This is a genomic window from Mesorhizobium sp. WSM4813, assembly GCF_055811555.1.
The window spans coordinates 1-22,721 of sequence record NZ_JBVVQU010000046.1 but is presented as its reverse complement, the minus strand read 5'-3'; the positions used below and the strand labels follow the sequence as shown (position 1 = coordinate 22,721).

Genomic DNA, 22,721 nt, shown 5'->3' with positions numbered 1-22,721 from the left:
GCACATGGAACAGCTTTTTGGCGATCCGGCTTACAAGGGTTTCGTGCTGCAGGACAGAAAACGCCTGCCGTCGCGGTTCTCCGCGCGCGTTTCCGGCGCTCTGACCAGCCGACTTCGCTAGGCCGTGTTCGCTGGCTAGCCGGCGCTTGTCCCTTCCCATTTCCATATCGACGGATTTACGCACATGAGCGCACCGCGCACCCTCTACGACAAGATATTCGACGACCATGTCGTCGACCGCCAGGACGACGGCACCTGCCTGCTCTATATCGACCGTCACCTCGTCCATGAAGTGACCAGCCCGCAGGCTTTCGAAGGCCTGCGCATGACCGGCAGAAAGGTTCGGCATCCGGAAAAGACGCTGGCCGTGGTCGACCACAATGTGTCGACCTCGCCCGAGCGCAAGTTCGGCATCAAGAACGAGGAAAGCCGCATCCAGGTCGAGGCGCTGGCCAAGAATGCCAAGGATTTTGGCGTCGAATATTATTCTGAGAAGGATGTCCGCCAGGGCATCGTCCACATCATCGGTCCGGAGCAGGGCTTTACGCTGCCCGGCATGACCATCGTCTGCGGCGACAGCCACACCTCGACGCATGGTGCTTTCGGCGCATTGGCGCATGGCATCGGCACCTCGGAAGTCGAGCATGTGCTGGCCACGCAGACGCTGATCCAGCGCAAGGCCAAGAACATGCTGGTGCGCGTCGACGGCGTGCTGCCGGAAGGCGTCACCGCCAAGGACATCATTTTGGCGATCATCGGCGAGATCGGCACTGCCGGCGGCACCGGCTACGTCATCGAATATGCCGGCGAGGCGATCCGCGCGCTGTCCATGGAAGGCCGCATGACGATCTGCAACATGTCGATCGAGGGCGGCGCCCGGGCCGGCCTGATCGCGCCTGACGAGACGACCTTCGCCTATGTCAAGGACAAGCCGCGCGCGCCGAAGGGCGAGGCGTGGGATGCCGCGCTCGCCTACTGGAAGACGCTGCAGTCCGACGAAGGCGCGCATTTCGACAAGGTGGTCGTGCTCGACGCGGCGAAATTGCCGCCGATCGTCTCCTGGGGCTCCTCGCCCGAGGACGTCGTCTCGGTCCAGGGCATCGTGCCGAACCCCGACGATATCACTGATGAGAACAAGCGCACGTCCAAGCAGCGCGCGCTCGACTATATGGGGCTGAAGCCGGGCACCAAGATCACTGATATCGCGCTCGACCGTGTCTTCATCGGCTCCTGTACCAACGGCCGCATCGAGGATCTGCGCGCCGTCGCCAAGGTGGTCGAGGGCAGACAAGTCAGCCCGCATGTCGATGCGATGATCGTGCCGGGCTCCGGTCTGGTCAAGCAGCAGGCGGAGGCCGAGGGGCTCGACAAGATTTTTGTTGCCGCCGGCTTCGACTGGCGTGAGCCGGGCTGCTCGATGTGCCTTGCCATGAATGACGATCGGCTGAAGCCGCATGAGCGCTGCGCCTCGACCTCGAACCGCAATTTCGAAGGCCGTCAGGGCTTCAAGGGCCGCACCCATCTGGTGTCGCCGGCCATGGCGGCGGCAGCGGCGATTGCCGGCCACTTCGTCGACATCCGTGAGTGGAAATAACTCAGGGCTGCCACAGTCCGTATATGACGATATGCCAGAGCCCGAACCGCGATACGGTTCGGGCTCTTTTCACGCCGGGCGCCTGACGAGTTCATGGAATTGCTCACGCCGGCCGGGTTGCTCTGCGGCGACCACCAAGGCCAGCTGCCGTTCGTCGAACAGCTTGAACCACTCGTCCCATTCAACCAGTTCGTAGCCGCCCGCGTTGGCCGGGCGTTCGGCCTGATCCTGGTCCTGATAGGCGTGCTGGCCGAAGACCAGCCTCAGCAGGGCTTGCGTCCCTGTTTCGGGCGACACGTCGACGATTGCCGGAAATCCAGCGCGCGCCGCGGCCCATGAGCGAATTGCCTCGTGGTCGGTCAGCATGATCGTATCGGCCATGAAAGCGTCTCCTCTTGGCTGCTGCCGGAAAACGCCGGCCGCGGTTTCAAGTTCCGTGCAGCAGCTTGATTGGCGGCCTTGCGCATATTCGACTTTGCTTAACCGCTTGTTCGGGCTTCCGCTCTAGGTTCTTGCCTGACGGAAGCGTGGGGGTCACGGTCCTTTGGACACCGGTCTGCTGGTAGGGTTGCTCAACCCGACGATCGCGCTTGCGCTCGGCGCGGTGTTTCTCGTGCTGTGGTTCTATCAGCGTCACCGCCCCTATCTGGCCGTGCTCGCCGCCAGCTACTGGCTTTCGGCGGCCGGTTTCCTGTTGCAGTATTTCACGCTGCCCATCGGCATGGCGCCGACCAAGCTGATCTCCAACCTCTGCTTCACCATTGCCGCCTGTGGTCTCGCCGGCGCGATTGTGACACGCTATGGACGGCGCGTGCCCTTTGCCGCGATCGGCGTTCTGGCGAGCGGCGGCTTGGCCGCTTTTTGCTGGTTCATGTTCTTCCAGCCGGATCTCACCTGGCGAATCCTGGTGATGAATTTCGCTTTCGGCGGCCTCAGTCTGGTTGTCGCCGCCGAACTGCGCGTAGTGCGCGACAAGGGCCCGACGGACATGGTTCTGTTCGTGCTGTCGCTGCTTTCCGGGTTTAACTTCTTCGTGCGCACCCTCGGTATCGTCATCGCGCATGGACCTTACCAAAGCTATGACGGGTTCTATGCCTCGTCCTACTGGACGACGGCGCTGCTGTCGCATGCGCTGCTGTCGTTGCTCATCGCGCTTTGCCTGTTTTGCGCGGCTGCACTCGACGTGATGAAAGCGCTGAAGGCCGAGGCGTATACCGACCCGCTGTCGGGCCTGCTCAACCGCCGCGGTTTCGAGGAGCGCGCCACGCTTGTCCTGCAGCACTGCGCCAGCGCCAAACTGCCGGTCGCGCTGGTGCTCGCCGACCTCGATCATTTCAACGCGCTCAACGATCTGCACGGGCATGCGGCGGGCGATCGCGTGATCGCCGACTTCGCCGCCAAACTTCTATCGGCTGCCGGCACCAGCGGCGTCGCCGGCCGCATCGGTGGCGAGGAGTTCGCCGTGCTTTTGCCGCTGAGCGACCTTGGCGCGGCAAGGCTGTTTGCCGAAGCCATTCGCACGCTCTATTCGGCGGGCAGCGTCGACGGGCTTCCGTCCGGCACAAGAGTGACGGCGAGCTTCGGCGTGGCGGCCTGCACCGGCGAGGAAGGGCTGGAGCCGCTGATGCGCCGCGCCGACGAGGCGCTTTACAAAGCCAAGAGGAACGGCCGTGACAGCGTGCAGCTATCCCATGAACGGTCGGAAACGGTGCTCGTTGTGGAGCCGCTCAAAGCCGGCTGATCATCCCGCTCCGGGTCCACGTTAACGTCTTTTTCGCCCGTTCATGATTTGCTGGCGCAGGGAGTGCGAAAACCACACATGGGCGGCGGCGCAGAGTTCATCCTTGCAATCAACCTGCTCGTCGCCGGCCTGCTGGCGGCTGCCTTCATGACCATCTCGTTCAACGATGTGGCGCGCGCGCCGGCGCGGTGGCTGGTCTTCGGTTACCTGCTCGGGATGGCCTATTTCGCCATCGAGTTCATTATTCCGGTCTTCGACAATGCGCGACCGGCAGTCGTCGCGGGTTTCGCCGTTTTCCTGGGCGCCACAATCGCCTTCAACGGCGGGCTTGCCCATAAATACGGCGTGGCGCCGCGCTGGGCGCCGATGCTCGTCTTCCTGTTTGCGGCCACCGTGGCCGTGTATTTCGTGCAGGACCTGCCACGTCAGTCGCTCGCCCGCATGATGGCCTACCAGCTTCCCTATGCGGCCATGCAGTTCGTCGGCTTCGGCATCGTCTGGTCGTCCAGGCAAAGACGCGACTGGCTCGACCATGCGTTGATGGCCGTTCTGGCGGCCAGCGCCCTGCAATTCGTGAGCAAGCCGTTCATCGCCCATGCGTTGGGCGGCTGGGGTGTCAATCCGCAGGCCTATCTGCACAGCAACTACGCTCTGGTGTCGCAATCGCTTGGCACGGTGTTCGGCCTGACAATCGCGCTTCTCATTCTGGTCATCCTGGTCCGCGACGTGCTCGCCGAAGCGACGTCGAAGTCGGAGACGGACACGCTATCGAGGCTGCTCAACCGCGGCGGCTTCGAACGTCATGCCGAGCTGGCGATGCGTGACGCCGTGCGCAGGGGTATTCCGGTCGCCCTGGTCATCGCCGACCTCGACCATTTCAAGAGCATCAACGACAGTTTCGGTCACGCATCCGGCGACCGGGTCATCGAAGCCTTTGCCGGGTTCCTGCGTGATGCGGCCGCCGATCATCACGTCGCCGGCCGCATCGGTGGTGAGGAATTCGCTATCATCCTGCCGGGAACCAACCTCGCCGCCGCGCGGCTCTTCGCCGAAGGCACGCGCAGCGCTTTCGGCGCCTTGCCGATCGACTGTCTGCCGGCGCACCATCGTTGCACCGCCAGCTTCGGCGTTGCCGAGCTTCACCCGGCCGAAGGGTTTTCTGACCTGCTGCGGCGCGCCGACGAAGCGCTCTATCAGGCGAAGGGCAGCGGACGTGATTGCGTGCGCATCTCGATAGGGTCAATCGCCGCCCGGCAGACGGCTGTCGCCAATGCCGGGCCGAAGATCAGCGGCAGGGGCTGAGCTCGGGCATCTCGCCGTCGGAAAGCCCGTACATATAGCTGCGGCCCTTCACGAAAACCGGCGGCCTGTAACAGTCGCTGCTGCTGACATCGTCCGTCTCGTTTTCATAAATTTTGGGCTGGCCGGCGCCGGTGTAGTCCGACAGTTCCTTGGCCAGGTTGCCCTCGCCAACGAGGATGCGCTTGTAGCCGGCGGCGCTTTCGAGGACGAGATTGCCAAAAGAATCGGCGTAGACGCGGTCGCGCGTCCCGGCGAGTGCCGGTGCTGCGAAGCCGATGGCTGCGAAGCCGATGGCCACCGCCACCAGGATGAGCGCCGGAAGGCGCGATCTGCCTGAATTCGAACGCATGGCATCCCCCATTTGTCAGAGGCGAGTCTTCCTCGAATCATAAATTAACCTTTTATTAACCTTTGTTAAGAGGCTAAGCCTGCTGGCAGCCAGGTCTCGGCAAACATGGTTAATATCCGGCGCCTTGGAAGGCTGCGGCCATCTTTCGGCCATGCTTGCCCGCACCATCGCGGCCGGCGCCAAGCGCGACGTCGGGTGATCTTGGCCAATCGCGGCTGGATTGACGCGTAGGGAGGGCAGCATATGGCGTTTGGCCGGACCGTTCGGGTGACGCTTGCGCTTTTACCGTTGCTGATCACCGTTGCCTGCGTGTCGCAGACCAATGCGCCGGCCGCCGCGACCGATTCACCGCAGCCGCGCACCGCGACCTACACTTGCGCTGATGGCGCCAGGATCACTATCGAAAACCTCGGCACTTCGGTGCGCGTACTTGGCCCGGACGGCGCCAGCCAGGACCTGCCGGCCTCGCCCACCAATCAAAGCAGCCGCTTCGGCGCGGCGCATGACGCAATCGTGATCGACGGACGCGACGCGCTGGTGATGAAGGGCGGGCGGACGCCGCTGACCTGTAAGCGTTAATCAGTTTACCGCACTGCAGCGAACATTGCGCCGGCTTTGGCTTGCGCCCTAATCGATTGAAGCGAAACATCGCCCTTTTGTCAGACTAAATTACGTTTTCGAAACGATTTTCCGGCTTTGACGCGGTGCAAAAAGCGCATTAGAAACCGGCTGTCCGAAGTCGCAACCGGAAGCGGTAATGCCGCATTTCCCCTGGGGCTCCAGAGACGCCGAACTGGGGGAGCCATGAGCAAATCACCAGCCACCCGCGAATTTGCCAGACGTGAGCGGCCGCTTTCGCCGCATCTGACCGTCTATCGACCGCCGATCACGATGACGATGTCGATCATCCATCGCATCACCGGTGGGGCGCTTTATTTCGGCACGCTGCTGGTCGCGCTGTGGCTGATGGCGGCGGCGAGCTCGCAATCCACCTTCGATGCCGTCAACTGGGCCTTCGGCTCGTGGCTGGGGCGGCTCGTGCTGTTCTTCTATACCTGGGCGCTGATGCACCACATGCTGGGCGGCGTGCGCCATCTGATCTGGGACACCGGGGCCGGTCTTGAGAAGGACACGGCCTCGAGGATCGCCTGGGCGACGCTGGCCGGCTCGATTGTACTGACGCTGCTGATCTGGATCGCCGGCTACATGGCGCGGGGGGCCTGATCGTGAGCCACCACAACACCGACATGCGCACGCCGCTGGCGAAGGTCCGCGGCCTCGGCTCCGCCCGCGAGGGTACGGAGCATTTCTGGCGCCAGCGCCTGACGGCGATCGCCAACATCCCGCTGATCCTGTTCTTCGTCGGCTTCCTGATCGCGTTGAACGGCGCCGGCTATGCGGAAGTGCGCGCCGCACTTGCCAACCCGTTCGTGGCGCTGGTCCTGGCCCTGGTGCTCTTGTCCGGGCTCTATCATATGCGGCTCGGCATGCAGGCGATCATCGAGGACTATGTGCATGGCGAGGGCATGCGGCTGGCGCTGCTCGCCCTCAACACGTTCTTTCCCGTAGTGGTCGGCGTCGCCTCGATCTTCGCCCTGCTCAAACTGGCATTTGGAGGCTGAGTTTTGGCCAAGGACGCGAAAAACGCCAACACGGCGTCCGCCTATACCTATGTCGACCACAAATTCGACGTGGTGGTCGTCGGCGCCGGCGGCGCCGGCCTGCGCGCCACGCTCGGCATGGCCGAACAGGGCCTGCGCACCGCCTGCATCACCAAGGTTTTCCCGACGCGGTCGCACACAGTCGCCGCTCAGGGCGGCATCGCCGCCTCGCTGTCCAACATGGGCCCCGATTCCTGGCAGTGGCACATGTACGACACCGTGAAAGGATCGGACTGGCTCGGCGACGTCGACGCCATGGAATATCTGGTGCGCGAAGCACCTGCCGCCGTCTACGAGCTTGAGCATTACGGCGTGCCGTTCTCGCGCACCGAAGAGGGCAAGATCTACCAGCGGCCGTTCGGCGGCCACATGATGAATTTCGGCGACGGCCCGCCGGTGCAGCGCACCTGTGCGGCGGCCGACCGCACCGGCCACGCCATCCTGCATACGCTCTACGGCCAGTCGCTGAAGAACAACGCGCAGTTCTTTATCGAGTATTTCGCGCTCGACCTGATCATGGAGCCGGACGGCACCTGCACCGGCGTCGTCGCCTGGAACCTCGACGACGGCACCATCCACCGCTTCTCGGCAAAAATGGTGGTGCTGGCGACAGGCGGTTATGGCCGCGCCTATTTCTCGGCCACCTCGGCGCACACCTGCACCGGCGACGGCGGCGGCATGGCGGCGCGGGCCGGGCTGCCGCTGCAGGACATGGAGTTCGTGCAGTTCCACCCGACCGGCATCTATGGCGCCGGCTGCCTGATCACCGAGGGCGCGCGCGGCGAGGGCGGCTATCTCGTCAACTCCGAGGGCGAGCGCTTCATGGAGCGCTACGCGCCGTCGGCCAAGGACCTTGCCTCGCGCGACGTGGTCTCGCGCTGCATGACGCTGGAGATTCGCGAGGGACGCGGCGTCGGCAAGAACAAGGACCATATTTTTCTCCACCTCGACCACCTCGATCCGGCCGTTTTGCACGAGAGACTTCCGGGGATTTCGGAGTCGGCAAAAATCTTTGCCGGCGTCGACCTGACCAAGGAGCCGATCCCGGTGCTGCCGACGGTCCACTACAATATGGGCGGCGTGCCGACCAATTACTGGGGCGAGGTGCTCAACCCCACCGCCTTGAACCCGGACCAGGTGTCGCCAGGGCTGATGGCGGTCGGCGAAGCCGGCTGCGCTTCCGTCCATGGCGCCAACCGGCTGGGCTCCAACTCGCTGATTGATCTGGTGGTGTTCGGCCGCGCGGCGGCGATCAGGGCCGGCCAGGTGATCGACCGCAACGCCGCGATCCCGTCGCCCAACGAAGCCTCGGTCGAAAAGATCATGGACCGCTTCGACCGGCTGCGTCACGCCAACGGCTCGACGCCGACGGCCGTGCTGCGCGAAAAGATGCAGAAGGCGATGCAGGACGATGCGGCGGTGTTCCGCACACAGGAATCGCTGGAAAGCGGCTGCAAGCGCATCTCGCAGATCTGGGGCGAGCTCAAGGATGTAAAAGTATTCGACCGCTCGATGATCTGGAACTCCGACCTGGTCGAGACGCTGGAGCTGGAAAACCTGATGGCCAACGCCATCACCACCGTCTACGCCGCCGGAGCGCGCAAGGAGAGCCGCGGCGCGCATGCGCGGGAAGATTTCTCGGCTCGTGATGATCTGGCCTGGCGCAAACACACGCTGGCCCGGCTCAGCGAAGATGGCGAGGTGACACTCAGCTACCGGCCGGTGCACACCGAGCCGCTGCTTAGCGAAGCAGACGGCGGCATCAACCTGGCCAAGATCGCGCCCAAGGCCAGGGTGTATTGACGATGGCCGCCGTGGATGAGACTTGGTTCGGGCTGAGGCTCGTCATCCGAAAGGACCCGAGGTAATGGTCGAACTGACGCTCCCAAAGAACTCGAAGATCAAGCCTGGAAAAACCTGGCCGAAGCCGGAGGGCGCGACCAATCTGCGCGAATACCGCATCTACCGCTGGTCGCCGGACGATGACGAGAACCCGCGCATGGACACCTATTTCGTCGACATGGACGATTGCGGGCCGATGGTCCTCGATGCGCTGCTCTGGATCAAGAACAAGATCGACCCGACGCTGACGCTGCGCCGCTCCTGCCGCGAGGGCATCTGCGGCTCCTGCGCCATGAATATCGACGGTTCCAACACGCTCGCCTGCACCAAAGGCTGCGATGACATTTCCGGCGCGATCAAGGTCTATCCGCTGCCGCATATGCCGGTGGTCAAGGACCTGGTGCCCGACCTCACCAATTTCTACGCCCAGCACGCCTCGATCGAGCCGTGGCTGAAGACGGTGTCGCCCGAGCCGGCCAAGGAATGGTTGCAGAGCCATGAGGACCGCGAAAAGCTCGACGGGCTCTACGAATGCATATTGTGCGCCTGCTGCTCGACCTCATGCCCGAGCTATTGGTGGAACGGCGACCGCTATCTCGGCCCGGCGACGCTGTTGCAGGCCTATCGCTGGCTGATCGATTCCAGGGACGAGGCCACGGGCGAACGGCTCGACAATCTCGAAGACCCGTTCCGGCTCTATCGCTGCCACACCATCATGAACTGCGCCCAGACCTGTCCCAAGGGTCTGAACCCGGCCAAGGCAATCGCCGAGATCAAGAAGATGATGGTGGAGAGACGGGTGTAGCGGCGGACGGGTGCCGTCGAGATCGTGTCATAGGTAGCGATCCTTCGCGCCCCCCTCTGTCCTGCCGGACATCTCCCCCACAAGGAGGGAGATTGGCTGTCGCAACGGCTTTCGCCAATCGCCAACGTCGCAAGAAAGGCTCCATCGGCGAAGCTGCCAATCTCCCCCCAAGAGGGGGAGATGTCCGGCAGGACAGAGGGGGGCGCTGTCCCGCCGACTTCAAAAAAGGTTCTGCCCTGTCGCGGCGCTCCGATGTCTGTCAAAATTACAGCCAAAGAACCATTAGCAATCAAACAGCCAATCCAATGACCGACTCCGAACTGCCCGTCCTGTCTCCCGTCGAAGCGCGCGTGCTCGGTTGCCTGATCGAAAAGAAGGAACTGACGCCCGATATCTACCCGCTGACGCTCAACGCAGCACTTGCCGCCGCCAACCAGAAGACGGCGCGCGAGCCGGTGATGTCGGTCGAGCTTGTCGAGGTAAGACGAGCGCTTGGCCAACTTGAGCACAAGGGTCTGGTCAGGCAGGTCTTTGCCTCGCGCGTCGAGCGCTATGAGCATATCGTCGCGCAGCGCTTTTCGCTGACCTCAGCGCAGATTGCGCTGCTCGGCCTGCTGTTGCTGCGCGGTCCGCAGACCGCCTATGAATTGCTGGCGCGAGCTGAGCGCATGGCGCGGTTACCCTCCATCGATGAGCTTCGCAGCAATCTCGACCTGTTGATCGGCCGCAAGCCGCCGCTCGTTCAGCAGATCGATCGTGGACCCGGCCAGCGTGAGGACCGCTATGCGCATCTCTTGAGCGGACCGGTGCAGACGCCAATGGCTGCAACGCCACTGCAATCGCCTTCGCCGGCCCCGGATCTCGAAGCACGCGTGCAGGCTCTCGAGGAAGAGGTTGCAGAATTGCGCGCACGCATCGACGCGCTGACCGGCGAAGGACGATAACGCCTCGCCGGTCCATTGCGCTGCCGGTTCGCGAGAGCGGGCCGCTCAGCCGAGCTTGGCGTCGAGTGACACTTTTATCGCGCCAAGCGCCTTCGAAACGGGACACCCGGCCTTGGCCTGTTCGGCCAGCTCCTGGAATTTCGCCGCATCGATGCCCGGCACCTTGCCGACCAGCGTGAGCGCGCTGCCGGTGATGCCGGTGCCTGGAACCAGCGTCACCACGGCCTTGGCGTCGAGTTCGGTGGCGGGGGTGCCGTTCTCGGCCAGGACATGCGAAAGCTGCATGGCAAAGCAACCGGCATGCGCCGCTGCGATCAGTTCCTCCGGATTGGTGCCGGATTTGCCGCTCTCGTCCTCGAAGCGCATCTTGAACGAGTAGGGCGTGCCTTTCAGAGTCCCGCTCTGGGTGTCGAGCGTGCCCTTGCCCTCTTTCAGATTGCCTTGCCAGACGGCGTTTGCAGTGCGGTCCATGAATTCCTCCTTGATGCGGTGGCTGAGCCGGGTTCGGCGTCTGATCGACTATAGCGCGCGCGGGCACGAAGGCCACCCGTGCTTTCGCGCCAATGGCCACGCAAAAAAATCCGCGTGCAAAAATGTCGACTTCCATCCGCCTCGGCCGTCCTGCGGGCGGCCACGGGTTTTGTGGCCGGATGGAGGATCACATGAATGATTTGTTTTCTGCCCACTGGAGAGACACCGGCGGAAAGGCTGCTGAACAAGAAGCCGACTGGTTGCATCGGCCAACTTCCGGTTTCGGTCGACTGCTTGTGGCGGTCGCCATCATCGGGGTTGCGTTGTCCCTTGTCGATCACGCGGCGGACAAAAGCCCGGCTGAGACGTTGGTTGCCAACGGCTCGTCCCAACGAGGAAGATGAGAGATGAAATACGTTTGCCTGGTCTACGGCGAGGAAAAAGACCTTTATGCAATGAGCCCGGAGAGGCTGGCCAAGCTCGACGCTGACTCGCTGGCTTATTACAAATCGGTGGAGCAAAGCGGTCGGCTGATCATCGCGCAGGCGCTGCAGTCGGTGAAGACCGCGAAAACCGTGCGCCGGCGCAAGGGCAAGAGGCTGATCACCGATGGCCCTTTCGCCGAGACCAAGGAGCAATTGCTCGGCTTTGTCATGATCGAGGCTCGGGATATCGACGAGGCGCTGGAGATTGCCGACGGCATCCCGCTGGCCGAAATCGGCACGATCGAGGTCAGGGCGATCTACAACGTGCCGGGGTCCTAGAGATTATTCTGTTTTGCGTCCGGCTGAATCAGTATCTTCTGCAGGCGCAACTTTTGCGTGTTGAAGCGAGGCAGCACTTCTCCTATCGTCGCTGCGGTTTGGGGATCACGGGCATGCATATTCTGATTGCTGCAATTGGGCTGTTGGGGGCGGCGGCGTTCTGGTGGTATCGGATGAAGGCCATGAACGATGCGGCGCGCGAGGTCGCGGACGTCGTCGGGCGTGTGCAAGGGAACATTCGCCGTAAGAGACTGCGTAAGCAGGCGGCGCTCTCACCGCTGACGGCGATCGACGATCCGGTCGTGGCGGCCGCGACGCTGATCACCGCAATCGTCTCCGAGAACGGCCCTGTCCTGCCGCAGCGCGAAGCTGCGATTCGGTCGCTGATGTCGGAGATTGCAGACGACAAGAAGACCGAGGAGGCCGTGGTCTACGCCAAATGGGCGGCGTTGCAGATCGATGATGCCACTGTTGTCATCGACAAGCTGGCGCCGTTCCTGCGCGAACGTCTGGATGTGACTGAGCGAAACGATTTGCTGCAGATGGTGAACCGCGCGGCGCAGGCCGGTGAGCAACCCCTGAAGATATCCGACCAGCGGATACTGCGGCTGCGCCAGAAGCTCGGCTTCGAGGTCAACTAGATCGCCTCGCCCTTGAGCAGCTTCGGCGTGTCGCCGGACAGACCGGACGCCTGGCGGATGAAGAAATCCTTCAACCGCGGCATGCGTTCGACGAGTCCGAGGCCGATGTCGCGGACGGCGCGCAGCGGGCTGATGTCGTTGGAAAACAGCCGGTTCAGGACATCGGTGGTGATGCCCATCTGCAGCGTGTCGAAGCGCCGCCACTGCTGGTAGCGTTCGAGCACGTCGAGCGCGCCGATATCCTGGCCGAGCCGGTCGGCCTCGACCACCACTTCAGCCAGTGCCGCCACATCCTTGAAGCCGAGATTGAGGCCCTGACCGGCGATCGGGTGGATGCCGTGGGCCGCGTCGCCGGCGAGCGCAATGCGCGGCGCGACGAAGGCGCGGGCAAGCGTCAGGCCGAGCGGCCAGGCGCGCGGCCTGTCGGCGACGTGTATTTCGCCGAGCTTCAAGCCAAACCGCTGTTCGAGCTCGTGCTCGAAGACGAGGTCGTCGCCGTCGACCAGTTTTTCGGCATCTTCCGACCGCTCGACCCAGACGATCGACGAGCGGTTGGTCCCGTCCTTGTCAGGCTTGAGCGGCAGCGTGGCGAACGGGCCGGCTGGCAGAAAATGCTCTTCGGCGCGGCCGTTGTGCGGCCGTTCGTGCGCCACGGTGCAGACGATGCCCGACTGGCCGTACTCCCATTTCACCGTCTTGATGCCGGCCATGTCGCGCAGCTTCGAGTTGACGCCGTCGGCGGCGATCAGCAGCCGCGCCTTCAGCGTCGGGCTGTCGGCAAGATGCACGGTGATGCCGGCGCCGTTCACGTCGAAGGCACTGACGGCGACGCCTTCGATGATGTCGATGCCGATTTTTTCAGCGTGCCGGCGCAAGACGCCATTCAAATCCCGGTTTGCGACCATGTGCGCAAAGGCTTCGCCGGGCGCGACCTCGCCATCGAAAGTGAGAAACACCGGGCGCACCGGATCCGAGGTGCGCGAATCGGTGACGATCATTTCGGTGATAGCCTGCGCCTCGGGCGCGATTTCGGCCCAGACGCCGAGCTGGTCGAGCATGCGGCAAGCGGCAGCGGCGATGGCCGAAGCGCGGCCGTCCTTTTGCCAGACGCCGGCGGGCGCGGCGTCGACGACAGCGACCGCCAGGCTCGGCCGGGCCTGTTTCAGCGATACGGCGGCGGCAAGGCCGACATAGCCCGCGCCGGCGACCAGGATGTCGAGCGAGGTTTTTGCATCCGCCTTGCGATCCACCATGGCAAATTCCTTTCCGGCCAAATTCCCTTCCGGCCTTGACTGCCCGTCATTCCTGTCGGAAACCGCCATAACACTTTTGCAGTGAGGGCGCGAAACATGACGGCGGCCATGGACGAGCTTCTCGGCATTCTCGACCTCGAGCAGCTGGAACACAACCTGTACCGTGGTCGCAGCCCCAAACTCGACTGGCAGCGTATCTTCGGCGGCCAGACCATCGCCCAGGCGCTGGTCGCAGCCCAGCGAACGGTCGAGCCCGAACGCCACGTCCATTCTCTGCACGGCTATTTCATGCGGCCCGGCGACACCAAGGTGCCGATCATCTACCAGGTCGACCGCATCCGCGACGGCGGCTCCTTCACCACGCGCCGCGTCGTGGCGATCCAGCACGGCCAGGCGATCTTTTCGCTGGAAGCCTCGTTCCAGCAGGACGAGGTCGGGCTCGAGCATCAGGTGCCGATGCCGCAGCACGTTCCGGCGCCCGACACATTGCTGTCGCAGCGCGAATTGATCGGCAAGTTCGGTGAGGCCGTGCCCGACGGCATCAGGCGCTATTGGGAGCGTGACCGGCCGATCGAGATGAAACCGGTGATGCTTGAGCATTACACCAGCCGGGAAAAGCTGGAGCCGAAGCAGAACATCTGGATCCGCACGACCGGCCCGGTTCCGGCCGATCGCGCCACGCAGGCGGCAGTGCTTGCCTATCTTTCCGACATGACGCTGCTCGATACCTCGACCTTTGCGCATGGCCGCGCCATTTTCGATAGCGACATCCAGGCGGCGAGCCTCGATCACGCCATGTGGTTCCACCGCAGCCATCCGCTCGACGACTGGATGCTGTACACGCAGGACAGCCCCTCGACGCAAGGGTCGCGGGGGTTCACTCGCGGGTCGCTGTTTGCCCGCGACGGCACGCTGATCGCCTCGGTTGCCCAGGAAGGCCTGATCAGGCTGAAGCGGTCGCCCGCCGAATAGGCATTTTTGCAAAATTGCCTAGTTTTTAATCAGTTGCGTTATCGCGACTATGCACAGTCAGCCGACAAACCTTCCCCAATCCCTTATTTAACAACAGGTTAACACCCTGCTTCGGCAACTGGCACGGAGCTTGAATCCTAGCGGGCACTCTCCGGCTCTCATGGGGATCGGCGACGTCGTACAAACGCGGGGGACCGCAACAGCAAAGGGTGAAACCTTATGAAAATCGTGATGGCAATCATCAAGCCGTTCAAGCTCGACGAGGTGCGCGAAGCGCTCACCGCAGTCGGCATTCAGGGCCTGACCGTCACCGAAGTCAAAGGCTACGGGCGTCAGAAGGGACACACGGAAATCTATCGCGGGGCGGAATACGCGGTCAGCTTCCTGCCGAAGATCAAGATCGAAGTCGCGGTCGCCCTGGACATGGTCGACAAGGCTGTCGAAGCCATCACCGCGGCGGCCAAGACCGGTCAGATCGGCGACGGCAAGATCTTCGTTTTCGGCATCGACCAGGCGGTGCGCATTCGCACCGGCGAAACAGACACCGACGCGCTTTGAGCTGCGGACACGTATCCCAATGGAGAGTTCAATGAATATTCCTTCTACTTTGAAGTCGGTGGCGCGCACCGCGCTGCTGGGCTCGCTCGCTATCGCAGCACTGGGCACGGTCGCCGCATTCGCGCAGGAAGCGGCGCCAGCCGTCCCGGCAGCGCCAGCCGCACCGGCCTTTACAGTCGACAAGGGTGACACGACGTGGATGATGATTTCCACGATCCTGGTGCTGTTGATGACCATTCCCGGCCTTGCCCTTTTTTACGGCGGCCTGGTTCGCGCCAAGAATATGCTGTCGGTGCTGATGCAGGTTTTCACCATCACCAGCGTGGTCATGATCGTCTGGGTTTTCTACGGCTACAGCCTTGCCTTCACCCCCGGCAACGCCTTCATCGGCGGTCTTTCCAAGATGTTTCTCGCCGGCGTCGACGTGACGACGGTGTCGGAAACCTTCACCAAGGGCGTCGCCATTCCCGAGCTGGTGTTCGTCATCTTCCAGATGAGCTTCGCCTGCATCACGCCCGCCCTGATCGTCGGCGCCTTCGCCGAACGCGTCAAGTTTTCGGCCGTGATCCTTTTCACCATCCTCTGGGTCACATTCGTCTATTTCCCGATCGCGCATATGGTCTGGTTCTGGGGCGGCCCGAGCGCTTATAGCGACCCGTCGGGGCTCATCTTCGGCTTCGGCGCCATCGACTTCGCCGGCGGCACCGTCGTTCACATCAATGCGGGCATCGCCGGCCTTGTCGGCGCGCTGATGATCGGCAAGCGCATCGGCTACAACAAGGACATCATGGCACCGCACTCGATGACGCTGACCATGGTCGGTGCTTCGCTGCTGTGGGTTGGCTGGTTCGGCTTCAACGCCGGCTCGAACCTCGAAGCCAACGCCTACGCTGTGCTGGCCATGGTCAACACCTTCGTCGCCACAGCGGCGGCGGCAGTGACCTGGATCGTACTCGAAACGCTGCTGCGCGGCAAAGCGTCCATGCTTGGCGCGGTTTCGGGCGCCGTTACCGGCCTTGTCGCCGTCACGCCCGCTGCCGGTTTTGCCGGACCGATGGGCGCCATCGTGCTCGGCATCGTCGCCACCTGCGTCTGCTACTTCTTCGTCTCGGTCGTGAAGAACAAGTTCGGCTACGACGACAGCCTCGATGTCTTCGGCATCCACTGCATCGGCGGCATCATCGGCGCGCTCGGCACCGGCATCCTGGTCAACCCCGCCCTTGGCGGCGCTGGCATCGTCGATTATTCGACAGCCGACTTCGCCGCCGGCTATGCCGGCACGGCCACCCAGTTGTGGTCGCAGTTCAAGGGTGTCCTGGTAACCGTCCTGTGGTCGGGCATCGGCAGCGCCATCCTCTACAAGATCGTCGATATGATCGTAGGCCTGCGTCCGACAGCGGATGCAGAGCGTGAAGGGCTCGACCTCACCGCGCATGGCGAAGCGGCCTATCACCCGTAAGTCTTGTCGGGGCGGCCTCGGCCGCCCCGCATCCTCCCATCCCGTCGTGACGCTCCTGAAAAGGGCTCACGCATTGAGGCCCGGACCCGTTCCGGGCCTCTTTTTTGCGCGCAGATGGCCGTTGTGGCTCGATCACAATCGCTTGATCAGGCGGTTGATCGGCCGGCAATGCGAAACGCCGGCCGCGGCGGCCCCGAGGAAACCATTTATGGATACCGAAAACATCTGTCTGGGAGCGCTTGCTCTGCCATGAGCGCGCCCCTCACTTTTTCTGCCAACCAGATGCACTAGTGGCCGGTCTCTTGGGATTCGTAGGTGTAGGCGGGGCAGGGCGATCCACGCCGCGCGGCGGTGGCGGGTTTATACCCCCTTTGCGCTCATACCCTTCTTCGAGTTTGATTGCGTAACCACGGCTCTCCGAGTTCTTTGGCGGTGACGGTCTATGTGACATTGTCGGTGACCTCCGGGCGCGTCGGCTGAATGGGGAACTCAATGTGCAGTCCCTCTGGCTCTCTGGCTATATATAGTCTCGGAGGCGACGATATCAGGTTGCCTTCGAAATCGTAAACATCGACTTCGGAAAGTACCAGCTCGCGAAGTTTTTCGGTTTCCGAGAAAACCAGTACCCAGCCGGAATAGACGACTTTGTTCGCGAAATCGCGAATGTGCACAAACTGAACATCGGCAGAGTTCGAATTGAACGTGAATTCCCAAACGTCCTCGTCGCCGTATCGCTTCGTCGCTCGAATTCCTTGAAGTATGCGGGTCAGGATTTTGTAATTGACGGCGTAAAGCCAAATGATCGACGCAGAAAACCCGACTAATATCGCCCAGAGGGTCTGGATCACCATGCCCCGGGTGAGGACGTTTTTGTCTGCTGCGTTAGCAAGGTCAATCATTTCAAAAGGGGCATTTAGCAGCAAGAACAACACGTACGTCGCGGCATACGAGGTAAGGCCAAACAAGATCACGCGAATGCCGAACTCGAAGTGTGATTGATCTCTTTTATTGCCGTAGGCGGCGTCGATCCTTGCCCAAAGAACGCCCGGCAGCAGCAAGATAGCAAGCTGAATAAAAAACAGACTTGGCGTCATTGTCAGTCTTCACGATGTTTTGAGGCAACAGCAGATGCTTAAACGCCTATCACCTCGCGAGCGGTTCGAACAGCTTGTCTCGATCCTTTGATCCGTTGCTGCGCGCCGCGTGTATCAAGGCGATTCAGGACAATCAAAAATGCCAGCTCCGGGATGGACAGGACCGGCCCACAGCTCAACCCCGGCAACCGCCTTAATCATTTCAACCCCTTATAGTTAATGCTGCCTTAACCTTCCCGCCGATAGTCTGGAGCCCGAATCTGCCGATCTGCGCGTACGCTATCGGCCAGGCAATGACAGACGGGGAAGAACATGCGTTCAGGGGCTTCAGCACCGCTCGCGCTGGCCGATACGGGGTACGGCATCCGGGCGTTCGCGCGGCGTCAGGTCGGCCGGCTGGTCGGCGCCGGCCTGTTTGCGCTGGTCGCCTTCGGTATCGCCAGCCTCGCCACCTGGAACGTCGCCGACCCAAGCTTCTCCCACGCCACCGATAACATCGTCACCAACGCCATGGGCTATGTAGGCGCTGTCTTCTCCGACCTTGCCATGCAGTTCTTCGGCCTTGCTGCCGTCGCGGCGCTGGTGCCGGCGGTGGTCTGGGGATTTCTGCTGTTTTCTGCGCGCGGCGTCGACAGGCTGCCGAAGCGCGGGCTCGCCTGGTTTGGCTACGCGGTGCTTGCCGCGGCCATCGCCGGCTGCGTGGTGCCGCCCAAGACCTGGCCGCTGCCGACCGGTCTCGGCGGCGTGTTCGGCGACATGGTGCTCAAGATTCCCGGTCTCATCGTCGGCGGCTATCCAACCGGTCTTATCGCCAGCGTGCTCGCCGTGCTTCTCGCCGCCCCGGCGCTGTGGCTGTTTGCCTATGGCTCGGCGCTGATTGCACGCAAGAACGGTTTCGCCGTCCTGGAGCAACCGGCCGCAGCCGATCCGAGGGACCAAGACGATCTGCTTTTCGACAATGACGAGGACGAGGGCGACGAGGGCATTCTGGCGCTTGGCGCGATCACGCATTGGTGGCTGTCGTTGCGCGCCTACCTTCGCCGCCGCGCGGCGCGCCGCCGGGAGCGCGACGATTTCGAACCGGAAATGGAGCCGCGCGCCAGCGCCTGGCGTCGCGCTGCCGAGCGGGTCGAATCGGCCGAATTCGCTGAATCGCGGATGAGCGCCGATGGCCGGGCCCGCGTCGAGCCGGAATTCTTCGCCGCCATGGTCAACGATCGCAGCGCCTCGCTCGATCCCGACGACGCCGATGTTTTTGACGATGACGACGACATGGACTTTGCGCCGGAGCCCGTGGGCCAGCGCAGCACTGCGCCCAATGCGAAGGTGCAGCCGTTCCGCTCCGATGCGGCCACCCGCGTCGCGGCGCCGGCGCCCCGGCCGGTTCCGGGCGCCCGTGTCCAGCGCGAAGCCCAGACCTCGCTGATCGGCTCCGAACAATTCGAAATGCCATCGCTGCATTTCCTGTCCGAGCCGAAGAACGTCGTGCGCGACGCCAGCCTGTCCAAGGATGCGCTGGAGCAGAATGCCCGACTGCTCGAGGGCGTGCTGGAGGATTTCGGCGTCAAGGGCGAGATCATCCATGTCCGCCCCGGCCCGGTCGTCACGCTCTATGAGCTGGAACCGGCGCCCGGCATCAAATCGTCGCGGGTCATCGGCCTGTCCGACGACATCGCCCGCTCGATGAGCGCGATCGCCTGCCGCGTCGCCGTGGTGCCTGGCCGCAACGCCATCGGCATCGAGCTGCCGAACGCCAAGCGCGAGACCGTTTATCTCAGGGAGATCATGGCCAGCCGCGATTTCGAGACCACCAAGGCCAAGCTGGCGCTGGCCCTCGGCAAGACCATCAACGGCGAGGCGGTCATCGTCGACATCGCCAAGATGCCGCACGTGCTGGTCGCCGGCACCACCGGTTCGGGCAAGTCGGTCGCCATCAACACCATGATCCTGTCGCTGCTTTACCGGCTGACGCCGCAGGACTGCCGGCTGATCATGATCGACCCGAAAATGCTGGAGCTCTCGGTCTATGACGGCATCCCGCATCTTTTGACGCCTGTCGTCACCGACCCGAAGAAGGCGGTGGTGGCGCTGAAATGGACCGTGCGCGAGATGGAGGACCGCTACCGCAAGATGTCCAAGGTCGGCGTCCGTAACATCGACGGTTTCAACGCGCGGGTGCAGCAGGCGGAGAAGAAAGGCGAGAAAATCTCGCGCACCGTGCAGACCGGCTTCGACCGCCAGACCGGCGAAGCGATCTACGAGACGGAAAACCTCGATCTCGAGCCGATGCCCTACATCGTCGTCATCATCGACGAGATGGCCGATCTGATGATGGTCGCCGGCAAGGACATCGAAGGCGCGGTGCAGCGCCTTGCGCAGATGGCGCGTGCCGCCGGCATACACGTCATCATGGCGACGCAGCGACCGTCGGTCGACGTCATCACCGGCACGATCAAGGCCAACTTCCCGACCCGCATATCCTTCCAGGTGACGTCGAAGATCGACAGCCGCACCATCCTGGGCGAGCAGGGCGCCGAACAGCTGCTTGGCATGGGCGACATGCTCTACATGGCTGGCGGCGGCCGCATCCAGCGCGTACACGGCCCCTTCGTTTCCGATGACGAGGTCGAGAAAATCGTCGCGCATCTGAAGCTGCAGGGCGTGCCGGAGTATCTTGATGCCATTACCGAGGATGACGATGAGGACGACGACGAGCCGTCGGGCAAGGGTGGTTCGGGCGGCGGCGGCAATTTCGAGGATTCCGACGATCCCTACGACCAGGCGGTTGCCGTGGTGCTGCGCGACGGCAAGGCCTCGACCAGCTACATCCAGCGCCGGCTTGGCATCGGCTACAACCGCGCCGCCTCGATCATCGAGAAGATGGAGAAGGAAGGCATTGTCGGCCCGGCCAACCATGCCGGAAAACGCGAGATTCTGGTGCCGACGGAAGACGACAAGTTCTGATCCGACCGGCAGGACCCGATAGGATTTTCGCCGCTGCAACCTGACCGCAGCAACTTTGAACCTTCTGGCGCGTTTGCAACGACCAAGCGCTGTTCGGCCGCCAAACTTAAGCCCAACTGGGGGGCCAAACACTGCGACAACAGATAAACCAGACGAGAGTGACCGGCATGAAAAACTCTTCTTTCGCCACGATCAGCGATTTTGCCCCGACCCGCCGCCAGCTGCTTGGCCTCGGCCTGGTCCTGGCAGGTGCTGCGGCCATCAATGTCGTGCCGGGGGTCCAGTTGCTGGCGTCGGCGCAAGCGGCGGTGCCACCCACCGCGCAGAAGATCGCCGACCATTTTTCCTCGGTCAAATCGATGACCGGCGAATTCGTGCAGTTCGGACCCAAGGGCGAGCAGACCGGCGGCAAGTTCTTTCTGGAACGGCCGGGCAAGATCCGCTTCAACTATGACGGGACGTCGAATTTCAGGGTGATTTCCGATGGCAAGTCGGTGGTCATCCTCAACAAGCGGCTGAAAACGTCCGATCTCTACCCACTGTCGAAGACGCCGCTCAAGCTGCTGCTCGACACCAAGATCGACCTCTCCGGCGGCCGCGTCAAAAGCGTCAAGGAAGAGAACGACGTCACCACCATTCAGCTCGCCGACAAATCGGTGTTCGGCAGTTCGAAAATAACCATGATGTTCGATCCGAAGACCTACGAATTGCGCCAGTGGACGATAACCGATGCGCAAGGCAAGGACACGACGGTGATGATCTTCAACGTCAGGGAAGGCGTGAGCTTCGCCCCCGACACCTTTGCTATCGATTATACGGCGAACCGCGAGCTGAACACCAAGTCGCGGTAGCATTCCATCGCCGTCGGAAGGGTTTCCGGCGTTTGCGCTGCCCCTCACCTGCCTGCCGGCATCCTCTCCCCGTATAGTGACGGGGAGAGGGGACCCTTTGTCATGATTTCGCCAATTGTCAGCGTTGCAAACGAGCGCCAAGGCTGCCGCCAGCCCCTTCTCCCCGTCACTATACGGGGAGAAGTGCCCGGCAGGGCGATGAGGGGCGGCGCCGAGGTCGACCATGACATCAACAGGTCCGGCCAGGCGCCCGGCTTGTTTTTGAAGCGTATGGCTGGCAGTAGTTTCCGGAACTGCCTCGCCAAAAAGGCACCAGCCCGTAGGAGCCCTCTGGCGGATTTGGCGCTGTCCCGGAATCCCAAAATATGCCCTTTTCCATCGCCACCTGGAACATCAATTCCGTCCGCCTGCGCATGCCGATCGTCGAACGCCTGCTTGTCGAAAAGGCACCGGACGTGCTCTGCCTGCAGGAAACCAAAGTTCCGGATGAGCTGTTTCCCGAGAAGGCCTTTCGCAAGCTCGGCTACGAGCACATCGCCTTCCACGGCCAGAAGGGCTATCACGGCGTGGCGACGGTGGCACGCCGGCCGATCGAAGTGGTCGAAAGGCGCCGCTTCTGCGAGATCGAGGACTGCCGGCATCTCTCGGTCACCGTGCAAGCCGGCGGCAGGGCGATCCTGCTGCACAATTTCTACGTCCCGGCCGGCGGCGACGAGCCCGACCCGGAGATCAACCGCAAGTTCAGGCACAAGCTGGATTTCGTCGCCGAGATGAACGCCATCCGCGCCGAGCACGACGAAGTCTCCGGTTCGATCCTGGTCGGCGACCTCAACATCGCGCCGCTCGAGCACGATGTCTGGTCGCACAAGCAGCTCTTGAAAGTCGTCAGCCATACGCCGGTCGAGACGGAAAATTTCGAGGCGATGCGGCTCGCCGGCAACTGGGTCGACCTGATGCGGCTCAACGTGCCTTATGAGCAGAAGCTCTACACCTGGTGGAGCTATCGCGCGCAGGATTGGGAAGCGTCGGATCGCGGCCGGCGGCTCGACCATGTCTGGTCGTCGCCAAATCTGGTGCCGAGCTTTGCCGGCTACGAGATCCTGCGGCCGGCGCGCGGCTGGGAACGGCCGTCGGACCATGTGCCGGTCATAGCGCGGTTCGACCTGGATTAGCGCCGGCAGTCATTCTACGACTGAAAGTCCTTCTGTAGCGATCCTTCGCGCCCCCCTCTGTCCTGCCGGACATCTCCCCCACTTGTGGGGAGATTGGCCGTCACCTTGGCTTTCGCCAATCTCCAACGCTGCAGAAGTGGGCGGAGCGCTCGAACTGCCAATCTCCCTCCTTGTGGGGAGATGTCCGGCAGGACAGAGGGGGGCGCTGTCCCATAGGCGCTAACTTAGGGCACGAGCGTTATCCTTGCTGCGGCGGATTGGCTTTTTCGTCGCCTCGGTGGATC

At 62.7% G+C, this 22,721-nt stretch carries 23 protein-coding genes; 18 read left to right on the top strand and 5 right to left on the bottom strand.

The window, feature by feature from the left end:
• The first annotated feature begins 184 nt into the window (after positions 1–184).
• A complete protein-coding gene (gene leuC / locus AC0L25_RS23605; RefSeq protein WP_473597727.1) occupies positions 185–1,594 on the top strand; it encodes a 3-isopropylmalate dehydratase large subunit in 1,410 nt (469 codons plus the stop codon).
• Between the two features lie 69 nt (positions 1,595–1,663).
• Here leuC and AC0L25_RS23600 read toward each other — a convergent pair whose 3' ends face one another.
• A complete protein-coding gene (locus tag AC0L25_RS23600; RefSeq protein WP_292165063.1) occupies positions 1,664–1,975 on the bottom strand; it encodes a hypothetical protein in 312 nt (103 codons plus the stop codon).
• Between the two features lie 163 nt (positions 1,976–2,138).
• Between AC0L25_RS23600 and AC0L25_RS23595 the strand changes: the two genes are divergently transcribed.
• Entirely contained in the window at positions 2,139–3,335 is a 1,197-nt protein-coding gene (locus AC0L25_RS23595) for a GGDEF domain-containing protein (RefSeq protein WP_473597726.1), read from the top strand.
• Between the two features lie 78 nt (positions 3,336–3,413).
• Complete coding sequence (locus AC0L25_RS23590) at positions 3,414–4,637, top strand: GGDEF domain-containing protein (protein ID WP_473597725.1); 1,224 nt, start codon at positions 3,414–3,416, stop codon at positions 4,635–4,637.
• Here the strand turns inward: AC0L25_RS23590 and AC0L25_RS23585 are convergent.
• The gene (locus AC0L25_RS23585) at positions 4,621–4,986 is read right to left on the bottom strand and encodes a hypothetical protein (RefSeq protein ID WP_473597724.1); all 366 of its coding nucleotides are present in this window, start codon (positions 4,984–4,986) and stop codon (positions 4,621–4,623) included. The genes AC0L25_RS23590 and AC0L25_RS23585 overlap by 17 nt on opposite strands.
• Positions 4,987–5,229: 243 nt before the next feature.
• Between AC0L25_RS23585 and AC0L25_RS23580 the strand changes: the two genes are divergently transcribed.
• The 6 genes from AC0L25_RS23580 (at position 5,230) to AC0L25_RS23555 (ending at position 10,238) form a co-directional block, all read left to right on the top strand.
• Positions 5,230–5,565 carry a hypothetical protein gene (locus AC0L25_RS23580; RefSeq protein ID WP_473597723.1) on the top strand — a complete coding sequence of 112 codons (336 nt, stop codon included), beginning with the start codon at positions 5,230–5,232 and terminating at the stop codon, positions 5,563–5,565.
• Positions 5,566–5,790: 225 nt separating this feature from the next.
• Positions 5,791–6,210 carry a succinate dehydrogenase, cytochrome b556 subunit gene (gene sdhC / locus AC0L25_RS23575; protein ID WP_065007244.1) on the top strand — a complete coding sequence of 140 codons (420 nt, stop codon included), beginning with the start codon at positions 5,791–5,793 and terminating at the stop codon, positions 6,208–6,210.
• Positions 6,211–6,233: 23 nt separating this feature from the next.
• Entirely contained in the window at positions 6,234–6,608 is a 375-nt protein-coding gene (gene sdhD / locus AC0L25_RS23570; RefSeq protein ID WP_210335001.1) for a succinate dehydrogenase, hydrophobic membrane anchor protein, read from the top strand.
• A gap of 3 nt (positions 6,609–6,611) precedes the next feature.
• Positions 6,612–8,450, top strand: coding sequence for a succinate dehydrogenase flavoprotein subunit (gene sdhA, locus AC0L25_RS23565; protein ID WP_473597722.1), 1,839 nt, complete (start codon positions 6,612–6,614; stop codon positions 8,448–8,450).
• 64 nt (positions 8,451–8,514) lie between these two features.
• Entirely contained in the window at positions 8,515–9,294 is a 780-nt protein-coding gene (locus tag AC0L25_RS23560; RefSeq protein ID WP_473597721.1) for a succinate dehydrogenase iron-sulfur subunit, read from the top strand.
• Positions 9,295–9,599: 305 nt separating this feature from the next.
• Positions 9,600–10,238, top strand: coding sequence for a YceH family protein (locus AC0L25_RS23555; RefSeq protein WP_473597720.1), 639 nt, complete (start codon positions 9,600–9,602; stop codon positions 10,236–10,238).
• Between the two features lie 45 nt (positions 10,239–10,283).
• On the opposite strand, the gene AC0L25_RS23550 is transcribed toward AC0L25_RS23555, so the two are convergent.
• A complete protein-coding gene (locus AC0L25_RS23550) occupies positions 10,284–10,709 on the bottom strand; it encodes an OsmC family protein (protein ID WP_473597719.1) in 426 nt (141 codons plus the stop codon).
• Positions 10,710–10,900: 191 nt separating this feature from the next.
• Here AC0L25_RS23550 and AC0L25_RS23545 point away from each other — a divergent pair, with 191 nt between their 5' ends.
• The 3 genes from AC0L25_RS23545 (at position 10,901) to AC0L25_RS23535 (ending at position 12,114) form a co-directional block, all read left to right on the top strand.
• Positions 10,901–11,113 carry a hypothetical protein gene (locus AC0L25_RS23545; RefSeq protein WP_473597718.1) on the top strand — a complete coding sequence of 71 codons (213 nt, stop codon included), beginning with the start codon at positions 10,901–10,903 and terminating at the stop codon, positions 11,111–11,113.
• A gap of 3 nt (positions 11,114–11,116) precedes the next feature.
• Entirely contained in the window at positions 11,117–11,473 is a 357-nt protein-coding gene (locus AC0L25_RS23540; RefSeq protein WP_473597717.1) for a YciI family protein, read from the top strand.
• A 113-nt stretch (positions 11,474–11,586) separates the two neighbouring features.
• Positions 11,587–12,114 (top strand): hypothetical protein, encoded by a 528-nt coding sequence (locus AC0L25_RS23535; RefSeq protein ID WP_473597716.1) that lies wholly within the window; start codon positions 11,587–11,589, stop codon positions 12,112–12,114.
• Here AC0L25_RS23535 and AC0L25_RS23530 read toward each other — a convergent pair.
• Positions 12,111–13,367: a ubiquinone biosynthesis hydroxylase gene (locus AC0L25_RS23530; protein WP_473597715.1), complete on the bottom strand. Its 1,257-nt coding sequence runs from the start codon at positions 13,365–13,367 to the stop codon at positions 12,111–12,113. The two genes, AC0L25_RS23535 and AC0L25_RS23530, sit on opposite strands and share 4 nt — an antisense overlap.
• A gap of 96 nt (positions 13,368–13,463) precedes the next feature.
• Between AC0L25_RS23530 and tesB the strand changes: the two genes are divergently transcribed.
• The 3 genes from tesB to AC0L25_RS23515 all read left to right on the top strand — a co-directional run bounded on the left by tesB (position 13,464) and on the right by AC0L25_RS23515 (position 16,356).
• Complete coding sequence (gene tesB / locus AC0L25_RS23525; protein WP_473597714.1) at positions 13,464–14,339, top strand: acyl-CoA thioesterase II; 876 nt, start codon at positions 13,464–13,466, stop codon at positions 14,337–14,339.
• A gap of 219 nt (positions 14,340–14,558) precedes the next feature.
• Positions 14,559–14,897 (top strand): P-II family nitrogen regulator, encoded by a 339-nt coding sequence (locus tag AC0L25_RS23520; RefSeq protein WP_006201125.1) that lies wholly within the window; start codon positions 14,559–14,561, stop codon positions 14,895–14,897.
• Between the two features lie 31 nt (positions 14,898–14,928).
• The gene (locus AC0L25_RS23515) at positions 14,929–16,356 is read left to right on the top strand and encodes an ammonium transporter (protein ID WP_473597713.1); all 1,428 of its coding nucleotides are present in this window, start codon (positions 14,929–14,931) and stop codon (positions 16,354–16,356) included.
• Between the two features lie 440 nt (positions 16,357–16,796).
• Here AC0L25_RS23515 and AC0L25_RS23510 read toward each other — a convergent pair whose 3' ends face one another.
• Positions 16,797–17,450: a hypothetical protein gene (locus AC0L25_RS23510; RefSeq protein WP_473597712.1), complete on the bottom strand. Its 654-nt coding sequence runs from the start codon at positions 17,448–17,450 to the stop codon at positions 16,797–16,799.
• 312 nt (positions 17,451–17,762) lie between these two features.
• Here AC0L25_RS23510 and AC0L25_RS23505 point away from each other — a divergent pair, with 312 nt between their 5' ends.
• The 3 genes from AC0L25_RS23505 (at position 17,763) to AC0L25_RS23495 (ending at position 22,437) form a co-directional block, all read left to right on the top strand.
• Positions 17,763–20,414, top strand: a complete 2,652-nt coding sequence (locus AC0L25_RS23505; protein WP_473597711.1) for an FtsK/SpoIIIE family DNA translocase — start codon at positions 17,763–17,765, stop codon at positions 20,412–20,414.
• Positions 20,415–20,581: 167 nt separating this feature from the next.
• Positions 20,582–21,265: an outer-membrane lipoprotein carrier protein LolA gene (locus tag AC0L25_RS23500; protein WP_455840863.1), complete on the top strand. Its 684-nt coding sequence runs from the start codon at positions 20,582–20,584 to the stop codon at positions 21,263–21,265.
• Positions 21,266–21,630: 365 nt separating this feature from the next.
• Positions 21,631–22,437, top strand: a complete 807-nt coding sequence (locus tag AC0L25_RS23495) for an exodeoxyribonuclease III (RefSeq protein WP_473597710.1) — start codon at positions 21,631–21,633, stop codon at positions 22,435–22,437.
• Positions 22,438–22,721: the final 284 nt, after the last annotated feature.

Coding starts and splice junctions, on each gene's coding strand:
- AC0L25_RS23555 (WP_473597720.1), top strand. CDS start 9,600: ATGACCGACTCCGAACTGCCCGTCCTGTCTCCCGTCGAAGCGCGCGTG.
- tesB (WP_473597714.1), top strand. CDS start 13,464: ATGACGGCGGCCATGGACGAGCTTCTCGGCATTCTCGACCTCGAGCAG.
- AC0L25_RS23530 (WP_473597715.1), bottom strand. CDS start 13,367: ATGGTGGATCGCAAGGCGGATGCAAAAACCTCGCTCGACATCCTGGTC.
- AC0L25_RS23540 (WP_473597717.1), top strand. CDS start 11,117: ATGAAATACGTTTGCCTGGTCTACGGCGAGGAAAAAGACCTTTATGCA.
- AC0L25_RS23520 (WP_006201125.1), top strand. CDS start 14,559: ATGAAAATCGTGATGGCAATCATCAAGCCGTTCAAGCTCGACGAGGTG.
- AC0L25_RS23585 (WP_473597724.1), bottom strand. CDS start 4,986: ATGCGTTCGAATTCAGGCAGATCGCGCCTTCCGGCGCTCATCCTGGTG.
- AC0L25_RS23500 (WP_455840863.1), top strand. CDS start 20,582: ATGAAAAACTCTTCTTTCGCCACGATCAGCGATTTTGCCCCGACCCGC.
- AC0L25_RS23580 (WP_473597723.1), top strand. CDS start 5,230: ATGGCGTTTGGCCGGACCGTTCGGGTGACGCTTGCGCTTTTACCGTTG.
- AC0L25_RS23550 (WP_473597719.1), bottom strand. CDS start 10,709: ATGGACCGCACTGCAAACGCCGTCTGGCAAGGCAATCTGAAAGAGGGC.
- AC0L25_RS23515 (WP_473597713.1), top strand. CDS start 14,929: ATGAATATTCCTTCTACTTTGAAGTCGGTGGCGCGCACCGCGCTGCTG.
- AC0L25_RS23545 (WP_473597718.1), top strand. CDS start 10,901: ATGAATGATTTGTTTTCTGCCCACTGGAGAGACACCGGCGGAAAGGCT.
- AC0L25_RS23535 (WP_473597716.1), top strand. CDS start 11,587: ATGCATATTCTGATTGCTGCAATTGGGCTGTTGGGGGCGGCGGCGTTC.
- sdhD (WP_210335001.1), top strand. CDS start 6,234: ATGCGCACGCCGCTGGCGAAGGTCCGCGGCCTCGGCTCCGCCCGCGAG.
- sdhC (WP_065007244.1), top strand. CDS start 5,791: ATGAGCAAATCACCAGCCACCCGCGAATTTGCCAGACGTGAGCGGCCG.
- AC0L25_RS23495 (WP_473597710.1), top strand. CDS start 21,631: ATGCCCTTTTCCATCGCCACCTGGAACATCAATTCCGTCCGCCTGCGC.
- AC0L25_RS23505 (WP_473597711.1), top strand. CDS start 17,763: ATGCGTTCAGGGGCTTCAGCACCGCTCGCGCTGGCCGATACGGGGTAC.
- AC0L25_RS23560 (WP_473597721.1), top strand. CDS start 8,515: ATGGTCGAACTGACGCTCCCAAAGAACTCGAAGATCAAGCCTGGAAAA.
- AC0L25_RS23510 (WP_473597712.1), bottom strand. CDS start 17,450: ATGACGCCAAGTCTGTTTTTTATTCAGCTTGCTATCTTGCTGCTGCCG.
- AC0L25_RS23590 (WP_473597725.1), top strand. CDS start 3,414: ATGGGCGGCGGCGCAGAGTTCATCCTTGCAATCAACCTGCTCGTCGCC.
- leuC (WP_473597727.1), top strand. CDS start 185: ATGAGCGCACCGCGCACCCTCTACGACAAGATATTCGACGACCATGTC.
- AC0L25_RS23600 (WP_292165063.1), bottom strand. CDS start 1,975: ATGGCCGATACGATCATGCTGACCGACCACGAGGCAATTCGCTCATGG.